General features: G+C 64.0%; 18 protein-coding genes. 8 read left to right on the top strand and 10 right to left on the bottom strand.

Annotated elements, in window-relative coordinates; translation table 11 throughout:
- Positions 1-192 precede the first annotated feature (192 nt).
- The 7 genes from ndk to WDS16_RS05725 all read right to left on the bottom strand — a co-directional run bounded on the left by ndk (position 193) and on the right by WDS16_RS05725 (position 8518).
- Positions 193-606, bottom strand: coding sequence for a nucleoside-diphosphate kinase (ndk, locus tag WDS16_RS05755; protein ID WP_338891173.1), 414 nt, complete (start codon positions 604-606; stop codon positions 193-195).
- 67 nt (positions 607-673) lie between these two features.
- Positions 674-1084 (bottom strand): DUF4233 domain-containing protein, encoded by a 411-nt coding sequence (locus WDS16_RS05750; RefSeq protein ID WP_338891171.1) that lies wholly within the window; start codon positions 1082-1084, stop codon positions 674-676.
- A complete protein-coding gene (gene folC / locus WDS16_RS05745) occupies positions 1081-2505 on the bottom strand; it encodes a bifunctional tetrahydrofolate synthase/dihydrofolate synthase (protein ID WP_422395759.1) in 1425 nt (474 codons plus the stop codon). Before folC ends, WDS16_RS05750 begins: the two co-directional genes overlap by 4 nt.
- Positions 2505-5174: a valine--tRNA ligase gene (locus WDS16_RS05740; RefSeq protein WP_338891169.1), complete on the bottom strand. Its 2670-nt coding sequence runs from the start codon at positions 5172-5174 to the stop codon at positions 2505-2507. Before WDS16_RS05740 ends, folC begins: the two co-directional genes overlap by 1 nt.
- A 56-nt stretch (positions 5175-5230) precedes the next feature.
- A complete protein-coding gene (locus WDS16_RS05735; RefSeq protein WP_338893255.1) occupies positions 5231-7192 on the bottom strand; it encodes a S9 family peptidase in 1962 nt (653 codons plus the stop codon).
- Between the two features lie 118 nt (positions 7193-7310).
- Positions 7311-8021 carry a SigB/SigF/SigG family RNA polymerase sigma factor gene (locus tag WDS16_RS05730; protein WP_338891168.1) on the bottom strand — a complete coding sequence of 237 codons (711 nt, stop codon included), beginning with the start codon at positions 8019-8021 and terminating at the stop codon, positions 7311-7313.
- Positions 8022-8095: 74 nt separating this feature from the next.
- Complete coding sequence (locus WDS16_RS05725; protein WP_338891167.1) at positions 8096-8518, bottom strand: ATP-binding protein; 423 nt, start codon at positions 8516-8518, stop codon at positions 8096-8098.
- 251 nt (positions 8519-8769) lie between these two features.
- Between WDS16_RS05725 and malQ the strand changes: the two genes are divergently transcribed.
- Both malQ and fdhD read left to right on the top strand, forming a co-directional pair.
- Positions 8770-10956 (top strand): 4-alpha-glucanotransferase, encoded by a 2187-nt coding sequence (gene malQ, locus WDS16_RS05720; protein ID WP_338891165.1) that lies wholly within the window; start codon positions 8770-8772, stop codon positions 10954-10956.
- Between the two features lie 18 nt (positions 10957-10974).
- A complete protein-coding gene (gene fdhD, locus WDS16_RS05715) occupies positions 10975-11799 on the top strand; it encodes a formate dehydrogenase accessory sulfurtransferase FdhD (RefSeq protein ID WP_338891164.1) in 825 nt (274 codons plus the stop codon).
- Here fdhD and WDS16_RS05710 read toward each other — a convergent pair.
- On the bottom strand, positions 11789-12433 hold the full coding sequence (locus tag WDS16_RS05710; RefSeq protein WP_338891163.1) for a CoA transferase subunit B: 645 nt from the start codon (positions 12431-12433) through the stop codon (positions 11789-11791). The genes fdhD and WDS16_RS05710 overlap by 11 nt on opposite strands.
- Positions 12430-13176 carry a CoA transferase subunit A gene (locus WDS16_RS05705; RefSeq protein ID WP_338893254.1) on the bottom strand — a complete coding sequence of 249 codons (747 nt, stop codon included), beginning with the start codon at positions 13174-13176 and terminating at the stop codon, positions 12430-12432. The genes WDS16_RS05710 and WDS16_RS05705 overlap by 4 nt, the downstream gene beginning before the upstream one ends.
- Positions 13177-13359: 183 nt before the next feature.
- Between WDS16_RS05705 and pcaH the strand changes: the two genes are divergently transcribed.
- Genes pcaH through WDS16_RS05675 form a run of 6 tightly spaced genes read left to right on the top strand, consistent with a single transcriptional unit; the run spans position 13360 to position 19309 of the window.
- The gene (pcaH, locus tag WDS16_RS05700; RefSeq protein WP_338891162.1) at positions 13360-14106 is read left to right on the top strand and encodes a protocatechuate 3,4-dioxygenase subunit beta; all 747 of its coding nucleotides are present in this window, start codon (positions 13360-13362) and stop codon (positions 14104-14106) included.
- On the top strand, positions 14099-14731 hold the full coding sequence (pcaG, locus tag WDS16_RS05695; protein ID WP_338891160.1) for a protocatechuate 3,4-dioxygenase subunit alpha: 633 nt from the start codon (positions 14099-14101) through the stop codon (positions 14729-14731). The genes pcaH and pcaG overlap by 8 nt, the downstream gene beginning before the upstream one ends.
- Positions 14732-14747: 16 nt before the next feature.
- Positions 14748-16085, top strand: a complete 1338-nt coding sequence (gene pcaB / locus WDS16_RS05690) for a 3-carboxy-cis,cis-muconate cycloisomerase (RefSeq protein WP_338891158.1) — start codon at positions 14748-14750, stop codon at positions 16083-16085.
- On the top strand, positions 16082-17266 hold the full coding sequence (gene pcaD, locus WDS16_RS05685) for a 3-oxoadipate enol-lactonase (RefSeq protein ID WP_338891157.1): 1185 nt from the start codon (positions 16082-16084) through the stop codon (positions 17264-17266). The genes pcaB and pcaD overlap by 4 nt, the downstream gene beginning before the upstream one ends.
- Positions 17263-18093: an IclR family transcriptional regulator gene (locus WDS16_RS05680; protein WP_338891155.1), complete on the top strand. Its 831-nt coding sequence runs from the start codon at positions 17263-17265 to the stop codon at positions 18091-18093. Before pcaD ends, WDS16_RS05680 begins: the two co-directional genes overlap by 4 nt.
- Positions 18086-19309, top strand: coding sequence for an acetyl-CoA C-acetyltransferase (locus WDS16_RS05675; RefSeq protein ID WP_338891153.1), 1224 nt, complete (start codon positions 18086-18088; stop codon positions 19307-19309). Before WDS16_RS05680 ends, WDS16_RS05675 begins: the two co-directional genes overlap by 8 nt.
- A gap of 10 nt (positions 19310-19319) precedes the next feature.
- Here the strand turns inward: WDS16_RS05675 and WDS16_RS05670 are convergent, their stop codons facing one another.
- Positions 19320-19604, bottom strand: coding sequence for a SelT/SelW/SelH family protein (locus tag WDS16_RS05670; RefSeq protein ID WP_338891152.1), 285 nt, complete (start codon positions 19602-19604; stop codon positions 19320-19322).
- Between the last annotated feature and the right edge of the window lie 12 nt (positions 19605-19616).

The raw sequence follows: 19616 nt of genomic DNA, 5'->3' as shown, positions 1-19616 counted from the left end.
GTAGCAATCCTGCGGGTCTAGAAGTCCTGATTGTCTAGCGGTACTGGGCTGAAATTACTGCTGAAGCGTGTCCTTCGGTGGAACTCGAACTGTGAAGCAACCTTCACGAGTATCCCACACCGGAGTAGTGGTCCCGCCATACCGCCGAAGAAAGCACCATCGGCGGCGTGGCGGGCTGTGCCGTCCGCGGGATCAGGACAGGCCGGGGAACCAGAGAGATATCTCGCGTTCCGCGGACTCGACCGAATCGGACCCGTGCACGAGGTTCTGCTGACCGTCGAGGGCGAGGTCGGCGCGGATTGTGCCCGGCACCGCTTTGCCCACCGGGTCGGTACCACCCGCAATCTGACGGAACGCTGCGATGGCACGTGGGCCTTCCAGCACTGCGGCTACGACCGGGCCCGAGGTAATGAACTCGAGCAGGTCCGGAAAGAACGGCTTGCTCTCGTGTTCGGCGTAGTGGGCACTGGCCAGCTCGCGCGGAACGGACTTGAGCTCGAGTGCTGCGATGCTCAGTCCCTTCTTCTCGATGCGGCCGAGGATTTCTCCCACGTAGCGGCGGGCAACTCCGTCGGGCTTGATAAGTACAAGGGTGCGCTCAGTCACGACAACAGACAGTAGTAGACGGTCGGTCAGCGTCGCTCGTCAGTATCACTCTTGATCACTCTTGCTATCACTCTCGCTGGCCGTACAGCTGGCCACGCTCGATCCGACGGGTGATGTCCCGGCGCAAGTACAGAAGGTACAACCACACCGCCCCGAAGATCAGCCCGACGATTCCTATCGACAGATGGATGAACACCCCGAGCAACACAAGCACCTGAATTACGAGATTGATCTGCATGCCTTGTGGGCGACGCTGCATTCCGCTGGCCAGGACCATCAACACGGCAAGCCCGACGATGTAGAGAGTGGAGAACCAGCTCAGACCGCCTCCGACCGTCGACACGACGGGCAATGCCAGCAGCACGACGATCATCTCGAGTATGAGGGTGCCCGCGCAGACACCTCGGAATCCCTTCCACGGGTCGTTGATCGGCGGTTTGAACCTGGGGGCGTCGGTCTCCGAGCCGTCCTCACTCATACGGGTTCCTTTCCGAACAAACTCCTCGCAGCGCCGGCCGTCACGACCGAACCGGTCACGATCACTCCAGCACCCGATACAGCTTCGCCTGGGTCGCCCACTTCTTCGGCCAGCCCGATCGCCGTCTCCACGGCATCGGCGAGCGTCGGAGACACGACGACGCGTTCGTCACCGAATTTGGCCACCGCAATGTTGGCCAGCTCCTCGACGTCCATGGCCCGCGGTGATCCGTTGTGCGTGACCACTATCTCGTCGAACACCGGCTCGAGGACGGTAAGCATGGCATCGACGTCCTTGTCGCCCATGACGCTGACGACCCCGACAAGCTTGCGAAAGTCGAATTCCGCAGCCAAGGTTGCCGCGAGTGCCCGCGCCCCGTGCGGATTGTGGGCCGCATCGACGAATACCGTGGGCGCGTTGCGAACCCGTTCCAGCCGACCGGGATTGACGATCGATGCGAATGCTGCCTGCACGGTCTCCACGTCGAGTTGTCTGTCTGCGCCTGCCCCGAAGAACGCTTCGACGGCAGCGAGCGCCAGAGACGCATTGTGCGCCTGGTGCTCGCCGTGCAGCGGCAGAAAGATATCGGTGTAGACACCGCCGAGACCCTGCAATTCCAGCTGCTGACCGCCGACTGCGATTCTGCGGGCGAGCACCCGGAACTCCGAACCCTGGCGCGCAACAGCAGCATCGGCCTCGACGGCAGCGCGAAGGAGAACCTCGGCCACCTCAGGCTTCTGCTCGGCGATGATCGCGACAATATCGCGGGGCACAAGTCGTTCGGGAGCCTTCTTGATGATCCCGGCTTTCTCCCCTGCGATGCCAGCGAGATCCGAGCCGAGGAATTCGACGTGGTCGACGTCGATCGGCGTGATCACCGCAACTTCACCGTCGACGACGTTGGTGGCGTCCCAGCGCCCGCCCAAACCCACCTCGACGACGGCCACCTCGACCGGAGCCTCGGCGAACGCTGCGAAGGCCATCGCAGTGGTCACCTCGAACTTGCTCATCCTCGGGCCGCCTGCGGCCTCGGACTGCGCATCGATCATGTCCACGAACGGCGCGATCTCGTTGTAGGTATCGACATAGAGCCGAGGCGAAATCGGCTTGCCGTCGATACTGATGCGCTCGGTCGCCAGCTGCAGGTGCGGGCTAGTCGTGCGTCCTGTCCGACGGTGGAAGTGCGTCAGCAAGGCATCGATCATGCGTGTCACCGAGGTCTTGCCGTTCGTACCCGCGACGTGAATCGACGGATACGCCTTCTGCGGCGAACCGAGCAGATCCATCAACGCTGCGATCCGCGAGATGCTCGGCTCGATCTTCGTCTCGGGCCAACGCTTGTCGAGTTCCGCTTCGACGAGCGCCATCTCGGCGAGATCGACCGGGCCCGGATCGACGCTCGGTGTCTCGAATTCGCTCACTACTGGCCCATCGCTTCGAGGCGGGCCTGAATGCGCGCGATCTCCTCGGTGGCGATCTGCTGACGCGAACGGATCTTGTCGACGACGGCATCCGGCGCCTTGGCGAGGAACGCATCGTTTCCGAGCTTGCCGGTCGTCTGGCCGAGCTCCTTCTCCGCAGCCGCGAGGTCTTTGACCAGCCTCGCCCGTTCGGCGACGAGATCGACCGTTCCCGAGGTGTCGAGTTCCACCGTCACGGTTGCCTGAGACAGACGGACCTCGACCGAGGCCGTGGCATTGAAGCCGTCAGCGGGTTCGGTGAGTTTCGCGAGCGCACGGGTCGCGGGAACCTGCGCGACGAGGTCAGCCGCCTCGATCCCGATGAGCGTGGCAGCGACCTTCTGCGACGGCTTGAGGCCCTGGTCGCTACGGAATCGACGGACCTCGGTGATGAGCTTCTGCATGTCGGAAACACGTTGCGCAGCAAGTGCATCGGCATCGACCTCAGAGGCTGTCGGCCAGGATGCGACCACGATGGACTCTCCCCCGGTCAACACCTTCCACAGCGTTTCGGTGACGAATGGAATGACGGGGTGCAACAGCCGGAGCAGTGCGTCGAGCACGTTACCGAGCACTGCCCGGGTCGGTGCCGCCTGCGCCTCGTCGGAGAACTGCACCTTCGCGATTTCGAGGTACCAGTCGCACACCTCGTCCCAAGCGAAATGATAGAGAGCCTCGCATGCCTTGCTGAACTCGTATCGCTCGAACGCCGTATCGACCTCTGCCCGAACGTGATCGAGACGATCGAGTATCCACCGGTCGGCGTCGGTGAGCTCCACGCGCGCCGGAAGCTGCTCCGGCGCAGCGCCGTTCATGAGCGCAAACTTCGTCGCATTGAACAGCTTGTTGGCGAAGTTGCGGGAGGACTGCGCATGATCCTCGCCGACCGACAGATCCGCTCCCGGATTGGCTCCGCGCGCGAGGGTGAATCGCAGTGCGTCCGCACCGAAACGGTCGACCCAGTCGAGCGGATCGATGCCGTTGCCTCGCGACTTGGACATCTTCTTGCCGTGCTGGTCTCGGACGAGGCCATGCAGGAAGATGTCCGTGAATGGAACCTGACCGCCGCCCTCTCCGGCGGTGACCGACGCGTCGGAGGACACGTAGGTACCGAACATCATCATCCGCGCCACCCAGAAGAACAGAATGTCGTAACCGGTGACGAGAACAGACGTCGGATAGAACTTCGCGAGATCGTCGGTAGCTTGCGGCCATCCCATCGTCGAGAACGGCCACAGTCCGGACGAGAACCAGGTGTCGAGGACGTCCGGGTCCTGTTCCCACCCTTCCGGAGCAGTTTCGTCCGGACCGAGACAGACGGTTTCGCCGTCGGGTCCGTACCAGATCGGGATGCGGTGTCCCCACCACAGCTGGCGTGAGATACACCAGTCGTGCATGTTGTCGACCCAGGCGAACCAACGTGGTTCCTGACTTGCCGGGTGAATGACCGTGTCGCCATTGCGAACTGCATCGCCCGCAGCTTTGGCCAGACCGTCGACCTTGACCCACCACTGCAACGACAGTCTGGGTTCGATCGACTCACCGCTTCGCTCGGAGTGACCGACACTGTGCAGGTACGGTCGCTTCTCCGCCACGACCCGGCCTTGCTCGGCGAGAGCTTCGCGGACCTTCACCCTTGCCTCGAAGCGATCGAGACCGTCGAATTCGGTTCCGGTATCGGCGATTCGGCCGGCCTTGTCCATGATGGTCGGCATCGGCAGGTTGTGCCGCACGCCCATCTCGAAGTCGTTCGGATCGTGGGCAGGGGTGATCTTGACTGCGCCGGTACCGAACTCGGGGTCGACGTAGTCGTCGGCGATGATCGGGATCTGTCTGCCGGTGAAGGGGTGCTCGAGAGTTGTGCCGACGAGATGGCGGTATCGCTCGTCCTCGGGGTGCACAGCCACCGCGGTATCGCCGAGCATGGTCTCCACGCGAGTGGTTGCGACGATGACGTGCGGCTCGTCATCCTTCAGCGATCCGTAGCGAAGCGAGACGAGCTCGCCTTCGACGTCCTCGAACTTGACTTCGATGTCGGAGATCGCCGTCTGCAACACCGGGGACCAGTTGACGAGCCGCTCGGCACGGTAGATGAGACCGTCGTCGTACATCCGTTTGAACATGGTCTGCACGGCCTGGGACAATCCGTCGTCCATGGTGAAGCGCTCGCGGTTCCAGTCGACACCGTCACCGATGCGTCGCATCTGGCCCAGAATCGTCCCACCCGACTCGTGCTTCCAGTCCCAGACCTTGTCGACGAACAGTTCGCGGCCGAAGTCCTCTTTGGTCTTGCCGTCCACCGCGAGCTGCTTCTCGACGATGGTTTGCGTCGCAATGCCCGCGTGATCCATCCCGGGAAGCCACAGCACCTCGAAGCCGAGCATCCGCTTGCGGCGGCTCAGCGCATCCATCAACGTGTGGTCGAGTGCGTGGCCCATGTGCAGACTGCCCGTGACGTTCGGGGGCGGCAGGACGATCGAGTACGCAGGCTTGGTGCTGGACGGATCGGCCTCGAAGTAACCGGCGTCGACCCAGCCCTGATACAGCTTCGCCTCTACCTCGCTGGGGTCCCAGCTCTTGGGTAGGCGGTCTGCTGGGTTGTCTGGGGTCTCTGGCGCTGAACTGGTCACCGGTCGATTCTAGTGGTCCCCTCCGACCGCCCCGACACGCCCTTTTCTCGGCCGACTCAGCCCAGCGCCTCCGGCAACGTCGTTGGCTCGCCCAGAACGTGTTCGGACAGGAACGAAAAAACGACTTGGTACCAGATCTTCGCGTGCTGCGGCGTCAGCACCCAGTGGTTCTCGGATGGGAAGCAAAGCAGACGGTGATCGGTCTTTCCCTCGTCGTCGGCGGGCAGACCCGACTCGCTGAGCAGCTCGTACCAGAGCCGAAGACCTTCACCGATCGGTACTCGGTAGTCCTTGTCACCATGGATGACGAGCATCGGGGTGGTGATGTCGGCGACGTAGAGGTGCGGAGAATTCTCGACGGCCATCTCCGGCGACATCTCTCGGCCCCAGTAGTACGCGACGTCCGTGGTCGGCCCGAACTGATCGAGGGCCCACAGACCGGCATGGGTGACGATCGCATCGAATCTATCGGTATGCCCGGCGATCCAATTGGCCATGTACCCGCCGAACGATCCGCCCATGGCCGCGGTCTTCGTCGAATCGATCTCCGGCAGTTCGACGGCGGCGTCGGTGATCGCCATCAGGTCGGTGAACGGCTCCTTGCCCCATCTCCCCCAGCCTCGCTGCACGAAATCCTGGCCGTATCCGGTGGACAATGCGGGGTCAGGGAGCAACACCGCATACCCTCTCGCGACGAGCAGCCAGGGGTTCCATCGCCACGACCAGGTGTTCCACGAGCCCAACGGCCCGCCGTGCACCCAGAGCAGCAGTGGGGCCTTCGCTGCATCACCTGCGCCGGCCGGGAGCGCGAGCCATGCCCGGATCCGTCTGCCGTCAGCGGCGACAGCCTCGATCTCGGTGAGGTTTCCCGGCAGTTCCGGAAGCTCGTCGGCAAGGCGAAGCTGCCGAATACGCCCTGAGGACAGATCGATGCGCACTGGATGCGGCGGCTGCAGATACGACGCTTCGAGCGCGAAGATCGAACCGTCGGTGCAGGCATGGACGTGGGTGTACGCGGCATCGGTGTCGGTGATGCGTGTGGGCACACCGTCGCGTACCAGAAAAATCGGGGCGCGGCCGTTCTCGTCGGCTACGACGAGTATTCCGCTTCCGTCGGCCAACCACACCGGGTTCGTCGGCCACCGGTCCCATCCTGGCGCGGCGTCGACGACCGAACCGGTGGCGATATCGAGTTGCTGCAGGGTCATCCTGGGCGCCTCGTCGGGAGTGGACAGCGACTCCCTGACGAACGCGACCCGACGGCCGTCGGGTGAGATCGCGGGCGATCCGAGGTCGGCACCGTCGTCGTCGACCAGCACGGTCCGCTCATCGGTCGCGACATCGATCCTGACCAGCACCGCCCTGGATGTAGCGAGCGCACCGGGCACCGTCCAGGTGGACACGACGAACGAGCCGTCGGAACTGATGTCGTACGACGCCTCCCGCAGCGCACTCCCGGCGCCAGCCGTGATCCGACGGACCGCCTCTGTTTCGGGCGAATCGGATTCGCCAGCGAACAGTTGTGGAACGGCTGGACCGAGGTCATGGTCCCAGTACCGGATCGGGTACCCCGTGTGCAGAATCGCCGAGACCTTACCGTCCTTGCGCAGCAAACGGATTCGGTCGTCGTCGCCCTCTGTGTCGGCCGATGGGTGGACGTCGGATACGGCCACGAACACGCGAGCACCCGTTGCGGCTCGGATTCCGGCGAAGCCGGCCCCCCGGGAGGCGAGGACTCGTGCCTCGCCGCCGTTGCTGGGCAACGACCAGACTGCACTGGACTCGTCATCTTTGGTTGCACGCCGCAGAAAGAGCAGATCACCCATCGAGTCGAATGCGGGCCCACTCACCCCACCCTCGTCGAAGGTGAGCCGGCGGGCCGAATCGACCCCGGCCACATCGATGTCCCACAGCGCGGCGACATACTTCGTTCCGTCGGCGTTCGGCTCGGCAATCGCGACGACCGCCCTCGAACCGTCCCCCGAGACAGCGAAGTCGTTGACCCGCGGCGAGGACATGTACCTGTCGAGGTCGTCGAAGATTGCTGTTGACTTCTCTGACACTGGCGTTGCTCCTGGGATGAGAAGAGTCCGACGTTCGCTGTCGCGAATGCTACGGCGGGCCGACTCTCCTCGGTCAGCTCGGCCCGAGGTCCTCTCGCAACTGAGACAGCGTGCGCGCCAGAATTCGGGACACGTGCATCTGCGAGATGCCCATCCGATCGGCGATCTGCGTCTGAGTCATCGATCCGAAGAACCGCAGAATCACGATCTGCCGTTCACGCTCCGGCAGCTTCTCGAGAGCAGGGCGAACCGTCAGGTAGCTCTCCATCTTCTCGAGCTCCGGATCGTCCGCACCGAGCGTGTCCATCAGCGGAAGTCGATCGTCACTGACAACCGAGTCGACCGACACGGTCTGGTAAGCGCTCCGAGCGAGCAACGCCTGCGAGGCTTCCTTGACGTCGATGTCGAGCTCGGCTGCGATTTCGCTGGCCGTCGGTGCCCGACCGAGCTTCTGCGACAGCGTCCCCACAGCGCCGGAGATCATCGAGTTCAGTTCCTTCATCCGTCGAGGCACCCGCACCGACCACCCGGCGTCGCGGAAGTAGCGTCGCGCCTCACCCATGATCGTGGGTACGGCGAAGGACACGAAGTCCGATCCGCGCTCGATGTCGAAGCGATCGACGGCATTGACAAGGCCCAGTCTCGCTACCTGCAGTAGATCCTCGTGCGCTTCACCACGGCCTCCGAATCGCCGGGCAATGTGCTCGGCGAGCGGCAGACACCGAGTGATGATGCGATCCCTCAGCACCTGTCGCTGTGGTGAACCCACTTCCAAGGCCTGCATCTGCTGGATGAGAGGTACAACTTCGCTGTAGTCGTCCGATTGACGCCGCGTTGGTTTTTCGTACGGCACGGGCACTAGAGGTTGCTCCTCCGCTTGACCGCGTCGACGACCACGGCCGATCCGTCGTCGACCGACGATGCACTCAGAGAGATCGAGTCGGTCAACGTGTGCAGCACGTGCCATCCGAAGCTGTCCGACCTCGGAACGCGACCGGTATGCACCACCGACGTCGTCGTGATCCGCATACCCGCGTCACCGACCACGAACGAACAGCTCAGCTCGGCACCCTCGACGGCACCCGCGATCAACTCCGAGCACACCTCGTCCACCACGAGCTTGATGTCTGCAATGTCGTCGAGCGTGAAGTCCCCCAGCACTGCAAGCGTCTCTGCTACTGCGCGCACTACCGGCAACTGATCGGCGTCCGCGACCACTCGCAGCTCGACCGGTGCGCCGGAATTTCTTTCCAGCTCTTCGATCTTGCCAACGCCAGTCATTCGCGCTCCCTATCCGTTGTCTCGACTCTCCTCGTGGCTCACGCGTTCGTGCACCACCCTGCATTTCAAAACTTCGGGTCCGGCAGCGACTTCGCCACCGTGACCGCGATCAGACTACCCGGGCCCGTCCAAGTTCAATCCCAGCTGTCACCAGCGGCAAGTCGCTCGCGGCACTTGTCGTCCGGGCCTGCTGTCACCGCCCGAAACTCCTGCGAGTGACGTGAGCGAGTACGCCTGGCACGATCATTGGAGTGACCTACACTTCGCTACTGCGCGAGCTTGCTGGAAAATGTGGCGTGTCCACGTCGTACCGCGGATGGGACCACACCGAACACGAAGTGTCCGATTCGACGCTTCACCGCATTCTCGCCGCACGCGGGATCGACGCGGACACCGAAGACGACGTCGCCGCCTCGTTACGCGACCTCGACCAGGCGCCGTGGCGACGTACGCTCCCGCCAGTCGTCGTGATCGTGCAGGGCGAGTCCGATCGAGTGGAAGTCCATGTCCCGCATGGCGATCCGGTATCGGTTCATGTCACGACCGAGGACGGGGACCACGTCCCGCTCACACAGGTCCAGGTGTGGGTCGATCCTCGCGAGATCGACGGAGCCCTGGTGGGGCGCGCGACGTTCGGTCTGCCCGCCGATCTGCCGACTGGTTGGCACACCTTGACCGCGGACAGCGAGCTCGACTCCGCACATCGGACTCGTGCCCAGTGCCCCCTTGTCGTCACGCCGAGGCGCCTGTCCGCCAACGATGGACTGCTCGGCAAGCAGCGGAGCGGTCTCGCAACGCAGCTGTACTCGATTCGGTCGGACAGATCGTGGGGAGTCGGTGATTACGCCGACCTTGCCGACCTGTCCGCGATCGCAGGCGGAACCCACGGGTTCGACTACGTCCTCGTCAATCCCCTTCACGCTCAGCGTCCCGAACCCCCGGTCGAGGCGTCGCCGTACCTGCCGACGACGAGACGGTTTTTCGACCCGATGTACATCAGGGTCGAGGACATCCCGGAAACCTCCTACCTACCTCGTGACCAGTACGCGAAAGTGCGAGAGTCGGCGCGCCGCTTTTCGAAGGCGAACAAGCGCACGAGGAAGATCGATCGAGACCCATCGTTTCGCGCCAAACTTCGGGCACTGTCGAGGATTCACCGCGTGGCGTTGCCTGCGGCCCGGCAGGCCGAATTCGACGCCTTCTGCCAGCGCGAGGGGCACGGGCTCGACGATTTTGCCCTGTGGTGCGCTCTCGCCGAGAAGTTCGGCCCGGAAGACAAGATATGGAACGCAGAAGCAGCGCATCCCGGCACCGACTTCGCCACTGAATTTCGCGCGACCGCTGCCGATCGAATCGCGTTCCACAAGTGGCTGCAGTGGATCTGCGACCAGCAACTCGAGCGCGCCCAGCTGGCAGCGCGGCGCTCGGGCATGGACATCGGAATCATGCACGATCTCGCCGTCGGTGTGCATCGGCACGGCGCCGATGCGTGGACCCTCGGGGATGCGCTCACAACCGGGGTGACTGTCGGCGCTCCGCCCGACAATTTCAACCAGCAGGGCCAGAACTGGAACCAGCCGCCGTGGAATCCGGATCGCTTGCGGGAGTTGGGATATGGCCCCTATCGCGACATGCTGCGCACCATCCTTCGGCACGCAGGCGGCATACGTGTCGACCACATTCTCGGATTGTTCCGGCTGTGGTGGATTCCGCAGGAGGCGTCGACACCGGGCGAAGGCGCCTACGTCGAGTACGACCACGAAGCACTCATCGGCATCCTCGTGCTCGAGGCCGAGCGGGCGGGAGCTGTCGTGGTGGGAGAAGACCTCGGTGTGTTCGAACCGAGAGTTCAGGAGTACCTCGGTCAACGCGGCGTGTTCGGTACCTCGATTCTGTGGTTCGAGAACGATGGAGACGCGCCCATCCCACCCGAGAACTACCGGGAGCTGTGCCTGACATCGGTGACCACTCACGATCTACCACCGACCGTGGGGTACCTGCGCGGTGAGCACATCGCGCTGCGCTCGCGCCTCGGATTGCTCGAACGGGACGTGGACGCCGAAACTGCGCAGGACGCGGCAGGGCGCGAAGCAGTGCTCGACCTCGCGCGGACCCGAGGACTACTGCCGGCTGACGCCTCTGAGAAGGCGACCGTCGAGGCGCTGTACCGGTTGATTGCGCGGAGCCCGTCGAACCTCCTCGGCGTTGCGCTCGTGGATGCCGTGGGCGAGAACCGTATTCAGAATCAACCGGGAACGGACGAGACCCAATACCAGAACTGGCGGATACCGTTGGCCGACCACAAGGGTCGAGCGGTGTGGGTCGACGATCTCGTCGATCATCCGCGGATGGTGTCGTTGGTCGCGGCCCTGAACGCGGCCGCCCTGAACGCAGCGGCCCTGGACGCGAGATCGTCGCCGGCGTCGCCCATGGCGTAAGAGGCGCATAATCGATCCATGGGACGAATCACCGCTCGGCGTCCGGTCGTCAGAATCCGTGGACCACACGAGACGACTCGACCGGACACTCTCGTCGTCGAGGAACCACTCGAGATCCGAGTGAACGGATCGGCGCTTGCCGTGACGATGCGAACTCCAGGCCACGACATCGAACTCGCGCACGGATTTCTCCTCACCGAGGGTGTCATCGTCAGGCGCGAGGACATCTCGGTGGCCAGGTATTGCGACGGCGTCGACGACGACGGCCAGAACACCTACAACGTCCTCGACATCACGCTTGCACCTGGAGTGGCGCCGCCGGAGCCAGGGGTCGAACGCAACTTCTATACGACATCGTCGTGCGGAGTATGCGGCAAAGGCTCACTCGATGCTGTTCGACTGAAGACTCGTCACTCCCCCGCCGCCGACAAGACCGAGGTCAAAGCGTCGGTGCTGACTACCATGCCAGGCACACTGCGCGAGTCACAGAAGGCGTTCGACTCGACCGGCGGTCTGCATGCCGCTGCATTGTTCGATGTCGACGGCACGATGCTCGTCTCCCGTGAAGATGTCGGTCGGCACAACGCGGTGGACAAGGTAGTCGGGTGGGCGACGGGTGAAAGTCGGATTCCGCTCGCCGGCACGGTTCTGATGGTCAGTGGCCGCGCCTCGTTCGAGCTTGCTCAGAAGGCCGTGATGGCAGGCATTCCGATACTTGCGGCCGTTTCTGCACCGTCCTCGCTCGCCGTCGATCTCGCCGGGGATTCGGGATTGACCGTCGTCGGATTCCTACGCGGCGAGGACATGAACCTGTACTCGCATACGCACAGGATCACACGCTGAGTGCGGCGCCCGTCGCCGCCACGACCTGCTCTACGGTGATGCCGGGTGCGGTCTCGACCAATCTCAGGCCGTGTTCGGTCACGTCCAATACCGCCATATCGGTGATGATGCGCTGAACGCATCCGACGCCGGTGAGCGGAAGGGTGCACGACTGAAGAATCTTGGGCTCCCCCTTCTTCGACACGTGTTCCATCATCACGATGACTCGACGCGCACCGTGGACCAAATCCATTGCGCCACCCATGCCTTTGACCATGTGGCCGGGAATCATCCAGTTGGCGAGGTCACCCGTCGCGCTCACCTGCATGGCACCGAGTACCGCCACGTCGACCTGCCCACCACGGATCATGCCGAACGACTGCGAGGAATCGAAGTACGAGGCGCCGGGCAGAACAGTGATCGTCTCCTTGCCCGCGTTGATGACCTCGGGATCGAGCTCGTCCTCGGTCGGGTAAGGCCCTACTCCCAACACTCCGTTCTCCGAGTGAAGAATCACGGTGATATCGGTCGGCAGGTAGTTGGGTACGAGAGTGGGCATACCGATACCGAGGTTGACGTATTCGCCGTCCCCCAGTTCCAGTGCGACCCGCGCCGCCATCTGCTCCCGCGTCAGTTTGGGAATGTTCTCGCTCATGCTCGCACCGTCCGCTGCTCGATTCCTACGGTCACCTTGCCGACGTGCACAAGTCGCTGCACGTGAATCCCCGGCGTGTGTACGTCGTCGGGTCCGATCTCTCCGGGTTCGACCAAGTGCTCGACCTGAGCAATGGTGATTCGCCCCGACGCAGCGGCCGGAGGGTTGAAATTCCGTGCACTGGCGTGGAATACGAGGTTTCCATGCCGGTCGCCCTTCCACGCATGTACGAGCGCGTAGTCCGCGACGATCCCACGCTCCATCACGTAGGTGGTGCCGTCGAATTCACGCGTCTCCTTCGGTGGGCTCGCCAGCGCGATGCCGCCGTTGCCGTCGTAGCGCAGCGGTAAGCCGCCGTCAGCCACTTGAGTTCCAACGCCCGCAGGCGCGAAGAAGGCCGGAATACCCGCGCCGCCGGCACGCAGGCGTTCGGCGAGAGTGCCTTGCGGGGTCAGCTCGACCTCTAGTTCGCCGGCGAGATACTGCCGCGCAAACTCCTTGTTCGACCCGACGTAGGAGCTGATAGTTCGGCGGATTCGACGCTTCTCCAGGAGCACGCCGAGGCCGAAGCCGTCGGTTCCGCAGTTGTTGCTGACGATCTCGAGATCGGTCGCCCCCTGCGCCAGCACCGCGTCGATCAGAACTTCCGGAACTCCGACAAGACCGAAGCCACCGACCGCGACGGAAGCCCCGTCCGGCATGTCGGCCACTGCTTCGGCAGCACTCGTCATCACTTTGTCCATCATGCCGACGACCATACCGAACTTTGTGCGCATTGTGAACACATCGCCACTATACGAACATTCTGGCCGATTTCGTTGCTTGAAGCCCGTCGTGAACGTAATGTGGTTCGTATAGCGGCTAATTGTCCACATGACGAACACTCATACGCCGAAAACACGTAGCTCGAACGTGAGGAACAACCGATGCTCCAACTACCGCCAGACTTCACCGTCATCGGCGACAAGAACCGGCCGTACCGCGACCAGTCCGGGGTCAACGCACCCCGCGACTTCGACGAGTACCGCACCACCACACTGCGGCACCCGAAGCAGCCGCTCACCCTCCTGCCCCAGCGCCTGACCGAGATCACCGGGCCGGTCCTCGGCGAAGGCCGGGTCACTGCTGCGGACGCAGACCTCACGCTCGCACACGGCGGCGAAGCCCAGGGGCAGCGCATCATCGTCCATGGGCGCGTCCTCGACAGTGACGGACGAGCAGTACCGAACACGCTCATCGAGGTGTGGCAGGCGAACGCGGGCGGACGGTACCGTCACGCAGGCGACACCTGGCCCGCGCCACTGGATCCGCACTTCGACGGCGTCGGCCGAGTGCTCACCGATGCCACGGGCAACTACCGATTCACGACGATCAAGCCCGGCGCATACCCATGGGGCAATCACACCAACGCGTGGCGGCCGGCGCACATTCACTTCTCGCTCTTCGGTCAGGCGTTCACGCAGCGCCTTGTCACTCAGATGTACTTCCCGGACGACCCGATGTTCTTCCAAGATCCCATATTCAACTCGGTTCCCAAAGAGGCCAGGGGTCGCATGGTCAGCGCGTTCGACTACGAGGCCACACAGGACAACTGGGCCCTGGGCTTCCGCTTCGACATCGTCCTGCGCGGCCGCAACGCAACTCCCTTCGAAGGCGACGACCACGATGACTGACTTCGCTCCGAGATACCCTGTCACCCCGGGGATCGACTTCACGAAGGTTCCGTTCGGGCAGACACCGTCGCAGACCGTCGGCCCTTACCTCCACATCGGGCTGCCCTGGCCCGACGGCCCCGATGTAGTACCCACCGGCACAGAAGGTTCGATCGACATCACTGTCACCGTCTACGACGGACATCGAACCCCTATCGCCGACGCCATGATCGAGACCTGGCAGGCCGACGCTGCCGGGCGTTTCGACCACCCGGACGACCCGCGGGGCCGTGCCGAGCCGACGCCGGCTCGATTCCGTGGATTCGGCCGCGCCGTAGCGGATTCCACTGGAACTTCGACCGTGCGCACCGTCAAGCCCGGCCCTCTCTCTGCCGAGGACGGCTCGATCGAGGCACCCCATATCGATGTCGGCATCTTCGCCCGCGGCATGCTGGAGCGCCTGGTCACCCGGATCTACTTTCCGGACGAGACCGAACGGAACTTCTCCGACCCAGTGCTGTCGGGAATGGACCCACGGCAGCGCGAGAAGTTGATCGCAAAAGCAACACCCACCGGCTACCACCTCGATGTGGTAGTCCAGGACAGTGACCCGAACGGCGACGAAACTCCGTTCTTCGATCTGTGACGAACGAAAGCGATCGATGACGAACACCCGCGGATCCCTGTTCGACCCCACGTTCGGTAGCGGCGATGCTGCAGCACTCGTATCCGATCAGGCCTGGGTCGCGGCAATGCTCGACGTGGAGGCCGCGTTGTCACGGGCTGCAGCCCAGCACGGTCTGGTCGACGCAGCCCACGCCGAGATCGTGTCCGCAGTGTCGACCGAGCTCGGTGCACCTGGCGGCGTCGACATTGCCGAGCTGGGCGAACTCTCGGCTGCGGGCGGGAACCCTGTCATCCCACTGGTCGAGATCATTCGACGGGCGGTTGCGCCTCAGGGCGTCCCCCGAACCGCCGTACACCCGGGGGCGACGAGTCAGGACATCGTCGACACCGCTCTGATGCTGCTGACTCAGAGATCGCTGACGGCGATTCGATCCTCAATAGGCGACGCGATCACTGCAGGCGCGCATCTCGCTCAGGTGCACCGAGACACCCCGACTGCAGGTCGCACCCTCGGCCAGCAAGCCCTGCCGACGACGTTCGGTGCCGTCGTCGCCGGCTGGGTGGCGGGCTTGACCCGAGCCGATGATGCACTCGCACGGGCAGAAGACTCACTCGCAGTTCAATTCGGCGGCGCCGCAGGGACTTCAGCAGCATTGTTCCCCCACGGCCCGAACGTTGCCGACGCACTGGCCGACGAACTGGGGCTTGCACGTCAGGGGGTTCCCTGGCACACCGAGCGCACTCGGATGGGCGAGATTGCAGGCGCCCTCGGCGTAGTGGCCGGAGCAATCGCAAAGCCGGCCCTCGACGTCACACTCCTGGCCTCGACCGAAGTCGGCGAAGTCGAAGAAGCCGCCCCCGGCGGATCGTCTGCGATGCCACACAAGCGCAACCCGGTCGCTGCCATCACGGCACGTGCGGCAGTCAAGCGCGTCCCCGGTCTCGTCGCCACCCTCCTGAGTTCGATGGAGCACGAGCACCAACGAGCGGCAGGTGCGTGGCATGCGGAGTGGGAAACTCTCACCGATCTGCTCCGACTCGTCGGCGGTGGCGCCCACCAGGTGGCTGTCAGCATCACCGGGTTGACAGTGCATGTCGACGCCATGGCCCGAAACCTCGATATCACCCATGGACTCCTGCTGGCCGAACGCGTCACCACCGCGCTGTCCAGCCAGACCGACTCGGCCCGCGAGATCGTCACGGTCGCCTGTGCCTCGGGTCGCCCACTCGACGAGGACCCTTCGATCACCGAATTTCTCGATCCCAGCGTGGTTCGTGAACTACTCGATCCCGCACAGTATCTGGGCCACGCAGGCGACATCGTCGACCGCGTAGTTGCCGACGTCCACGCTCGAAGCAAAGGAAGATCATGACCGTCGAACTGTCCTACGACCTGGTAACCGGCTCATCGGGTGATTCGACCGTCGTGCTGATCGGATCGCTCGGATCGGACCGTTCGATGTGGGACCCTCAGATCCCGGGACTCTCCGGCGTCGCGGATGTCATTGCGGTCGATCTTCGCGGGCACGGAACGTCACCGGTTCCCCAAGGCCCGTACTCCGTAGCGGACATGGCCGAAGACGTTCTTGCCGTGCTCGACTCACTTGGTCGCGATCGCGTGCACCTCGTCGGGCTCTCGCTCGGCGGCGCGATCGCGCAGTGGATCGCCGTACATCGACCTGCCCGCGCACTCACACTCACGCTGCTGTGCACGTCCGCACGTTTCGGCGAACCGCAAGCATGGCTCGACCGCGCCGCAGCAGTGCGCGCGGACGGCACCGAGTCGCTGGCCGATGTCGTGCTCTCCCGCTGGTTCACGCCCGAACTGATATCGCGCGACAGCGAACTCTCGGCGCGACACCGGGCGATGGTCAGCGCGACTTCCGACGAGGGCTACGCCGCGTCGTGTGAAGCGTTGTCCCAGTGGGACAACAGAGCCGACCTGGGCCGAGTCAGCGTTCCGACGCTGGTCGTCGCCGGCGAGCAGGATCCGGCAACGACGCCCGCCGACATGAAAATCATCGCCGACGGTATTGCGAGGTCACGCTTTCACGTTCTGCCCAAGGCCGCACATCTCGCCAACGTCGAACAAGCAGGTCGCATCACCGCGCTTATCGTCGAAATGATCTCGGGCAGTCTGTACGACGCCGGCCGACAGGCCGCGCACGATGCGGGAATGGCTACACGTCGGTCGGTACTCGGCGACGCCCACGTCGAGCGCAGCATCGCGCGCACCACGGAGTTCACCGCACCTTTCCAGGACTTCATCACGCGGACGGCCTGGGGCGACGTGTGGACCAGAGAAGGACTCGATCATCACACCCGACGACTGCTCACCCTGGCGATTCTGACCGCAGTAGGCAACCAGCACGAACTGGACATGCACATACGTGCAGCGCTGCGAGCGGGACTGGACCCCAACGAGATGGCCGAGGTGTTCCTCCACACCGCGATCTACGCGGGTGTTCCCAACAGCAACTCCGCGTTCGCGATGGCCGACGTCGCTCTGAAAGAGACCCTGCCGACCGAGACCGTGCGATCGGAGACGTCATGAGCGAACGGCACGCACCTGAACCGCAGGCCCCGTCGCCTGACTACGTCCAGTCGCTCGCCCGCGGCCTCGCGGTCATCAGAGCCTTCGACGCCGAGCACCCCCGCCGAACGCTCTCCGACGTTGCCAAGACCACCGACCTGACCCGCGCGACTGCACGACGCTTCCTGCTGACGTTGGTCGAACTCGGGTACGTCCGAAGCGACGGGTCCATGTTCTGGTTGACTCCACGTGTCCTCGAACTCGGCTACAGCTACCTGTCGTCCCTCACCCTGCCGGACGTTGCAGGTCCGCACCTGGAATCCCTGGCGGAACAGGTCCGCGAGTCCTCCTCGGTGTCGATCCTCGACGGCGACGACGTCGTCTACGTCGCTCGTGTTCCCGTCAGCAGAATCATGACCGTGGCGATCACCATCGGAACTAGATTCCCGGCGTACGCGACATCGATGGGCCGCGTTCTGCTTGCTGGGTTGACCCCGGAGAAACTCGAGGACTACCTCGGCCGCGTCGAGCTCGCAGCGCTCACCGGGAATACGATCACCGACCCGGAATCGCTTCGCGCGGAACTGGATGAGGTACGAACACAGGGATACTGCCTCGTCGACCAGGAACTCGAGGAGGGGCTGCGGTCGATCGCAGTCCCGATTCGCGATCACACGGGCGAAGTCGTGGCCGCTGCCAACGTGTCGACGCAAGCCGCGAGACACAGTGCCGCCGCCGTACGCGAACACCTGCTGCCCGCGCTTCTGCAGGCGAGCAGCGCCATCGAAGCAGACCTCGATCGCGTGCACTCGCAATCGACCGACCACAAAGGAAGTCTTCATGCCTGACGCCGTCATCTGTGAGCCGCTACGCACGCCGATCGGGCGTTTCGGCGGGGTGTTCCGCGACATCACACCCGAGGCGCTCGCCGCCGCCGTCATCACCGAACTCGTTGACCGCACCGGCATTTCCGGTTCCGACATCGACGACGTCATCCTCGGTCAGGCGTCTCCGAACGGCGACGCTCCCGCCATCGGCCGAGTCGCCGCCCTCGATGCCGGCCTCGGCGTCGAAGTGCCGGGCCAACAGATCGATCGTCGCTGCGGGTCCGGGTTGCAGGCGGTGCTGCAAGCATGCATGCAGGTGCAGTCCGGCGGCAGCGACCTGGTTCTGGCCGGTGGTGTCGAAAGCATGAGTCAGGCCGAGTTCTACGCAACCGGAATGCGGTGGGGCGTCAAGGCCGAGGCCGTGGCGCTGTCCGACCGCCTCGCACGCGCCCGAGTCACCGCCGGCGGTAAGAACTATCCGGTGCCCGGCGGCATGATCGAGACCGCGGAGAACCTGCGTGCCGAGTTCGCCATCACTCGGGCCGATCAAGACGCACTCGCCGTTCAGTCCCACCAGAAAGCCGTCACTGCCCAGAAGAACGGTGTTTTCGCCGAGGAGATCGTCGGCGTCTCGGTTCCCCAGCGCAGATCCGACCCTCTGATTGTGGACACCGACGAACACCCCCGCGCCGATACCAGCGTCGAAACCTTGTCGAAGCTACGGGCTATCCGCGCGAAGATCGACCCCGAGTCCACGGTCACCGCAGGCAATGCCAGCGGACAGAACGACGGCGCCGCTCTGGCGATCGTGACCACGCCGGAGAAGGCCGCCGAACTCGGATTGCGTCCGATCGCCAAGCTCGTCAGCTGGGCAGTTGCCGGGGTTCCGCCGCGCACCATGGGTATCGGACCGGTCCCCGCGAGTGAGAAAGCGCTCGGTCGAGTCGGCCTCACACTCGCCGACATGGACGTCATCGAACTCAACGAGGCATTCGCTGCTCAGACTCTGGCGGTGCTGCGCACGTGGGGCATCGATCCCGACGATTCTCGTCTGAACCCCAACGGCTCCGGAATCTCGCTCGGACACCCGGTCGGAGCAACCGGCGGCCGGATCCTTGCGACGCTGCTGCGCGAAATGAGACGTCGCGACGCTCGCTACGGATTGGAAACGATGTGCATCGGCGGTGGCCAGGGACTCGCTGCAGTCTTCGAAAACCTAGGCAGTGGAACGTCCTAGCGAGACCCCGCTAGGACGTACGGTCGACGTGGCCGAGATCGCGCTCAGGCGCTACTCGGTCACGAACCAGCTGCTTCAACACGGTTATCTCGGGAAAACCACCGCGCTGCTTACGGTCCCAGATCACCTCGCCGTCGGCCTCGATACGGAAGACGCCTCCCGTACCCGGGATCAACGCGACTTCGGATAATTCCTGACCGAACGTGTTGAGCAGTTCCTGAGCCATCCATCCTGCTCGCAGCAGCCACTGGCATTGCGTGCAGTACTCGATCGTGATGCGGTTCGGCGAGGTCATACTCCAAGATTG

The sequence above is a fragment of the Rhodococcus sovatensis genome (assembly GCF_037327425.1).
GTDB lineage: Bacteria > Actinomycetota > Actinomycetes > Mycobacteriales > Mycobacteriaceae > Rhodococcoides > Rhodococcoides sovatense.
Note: the sequence above shows the minus strand (reverse complement) of the source record. Positions and strands in the feature narration are given on the sequence as shown.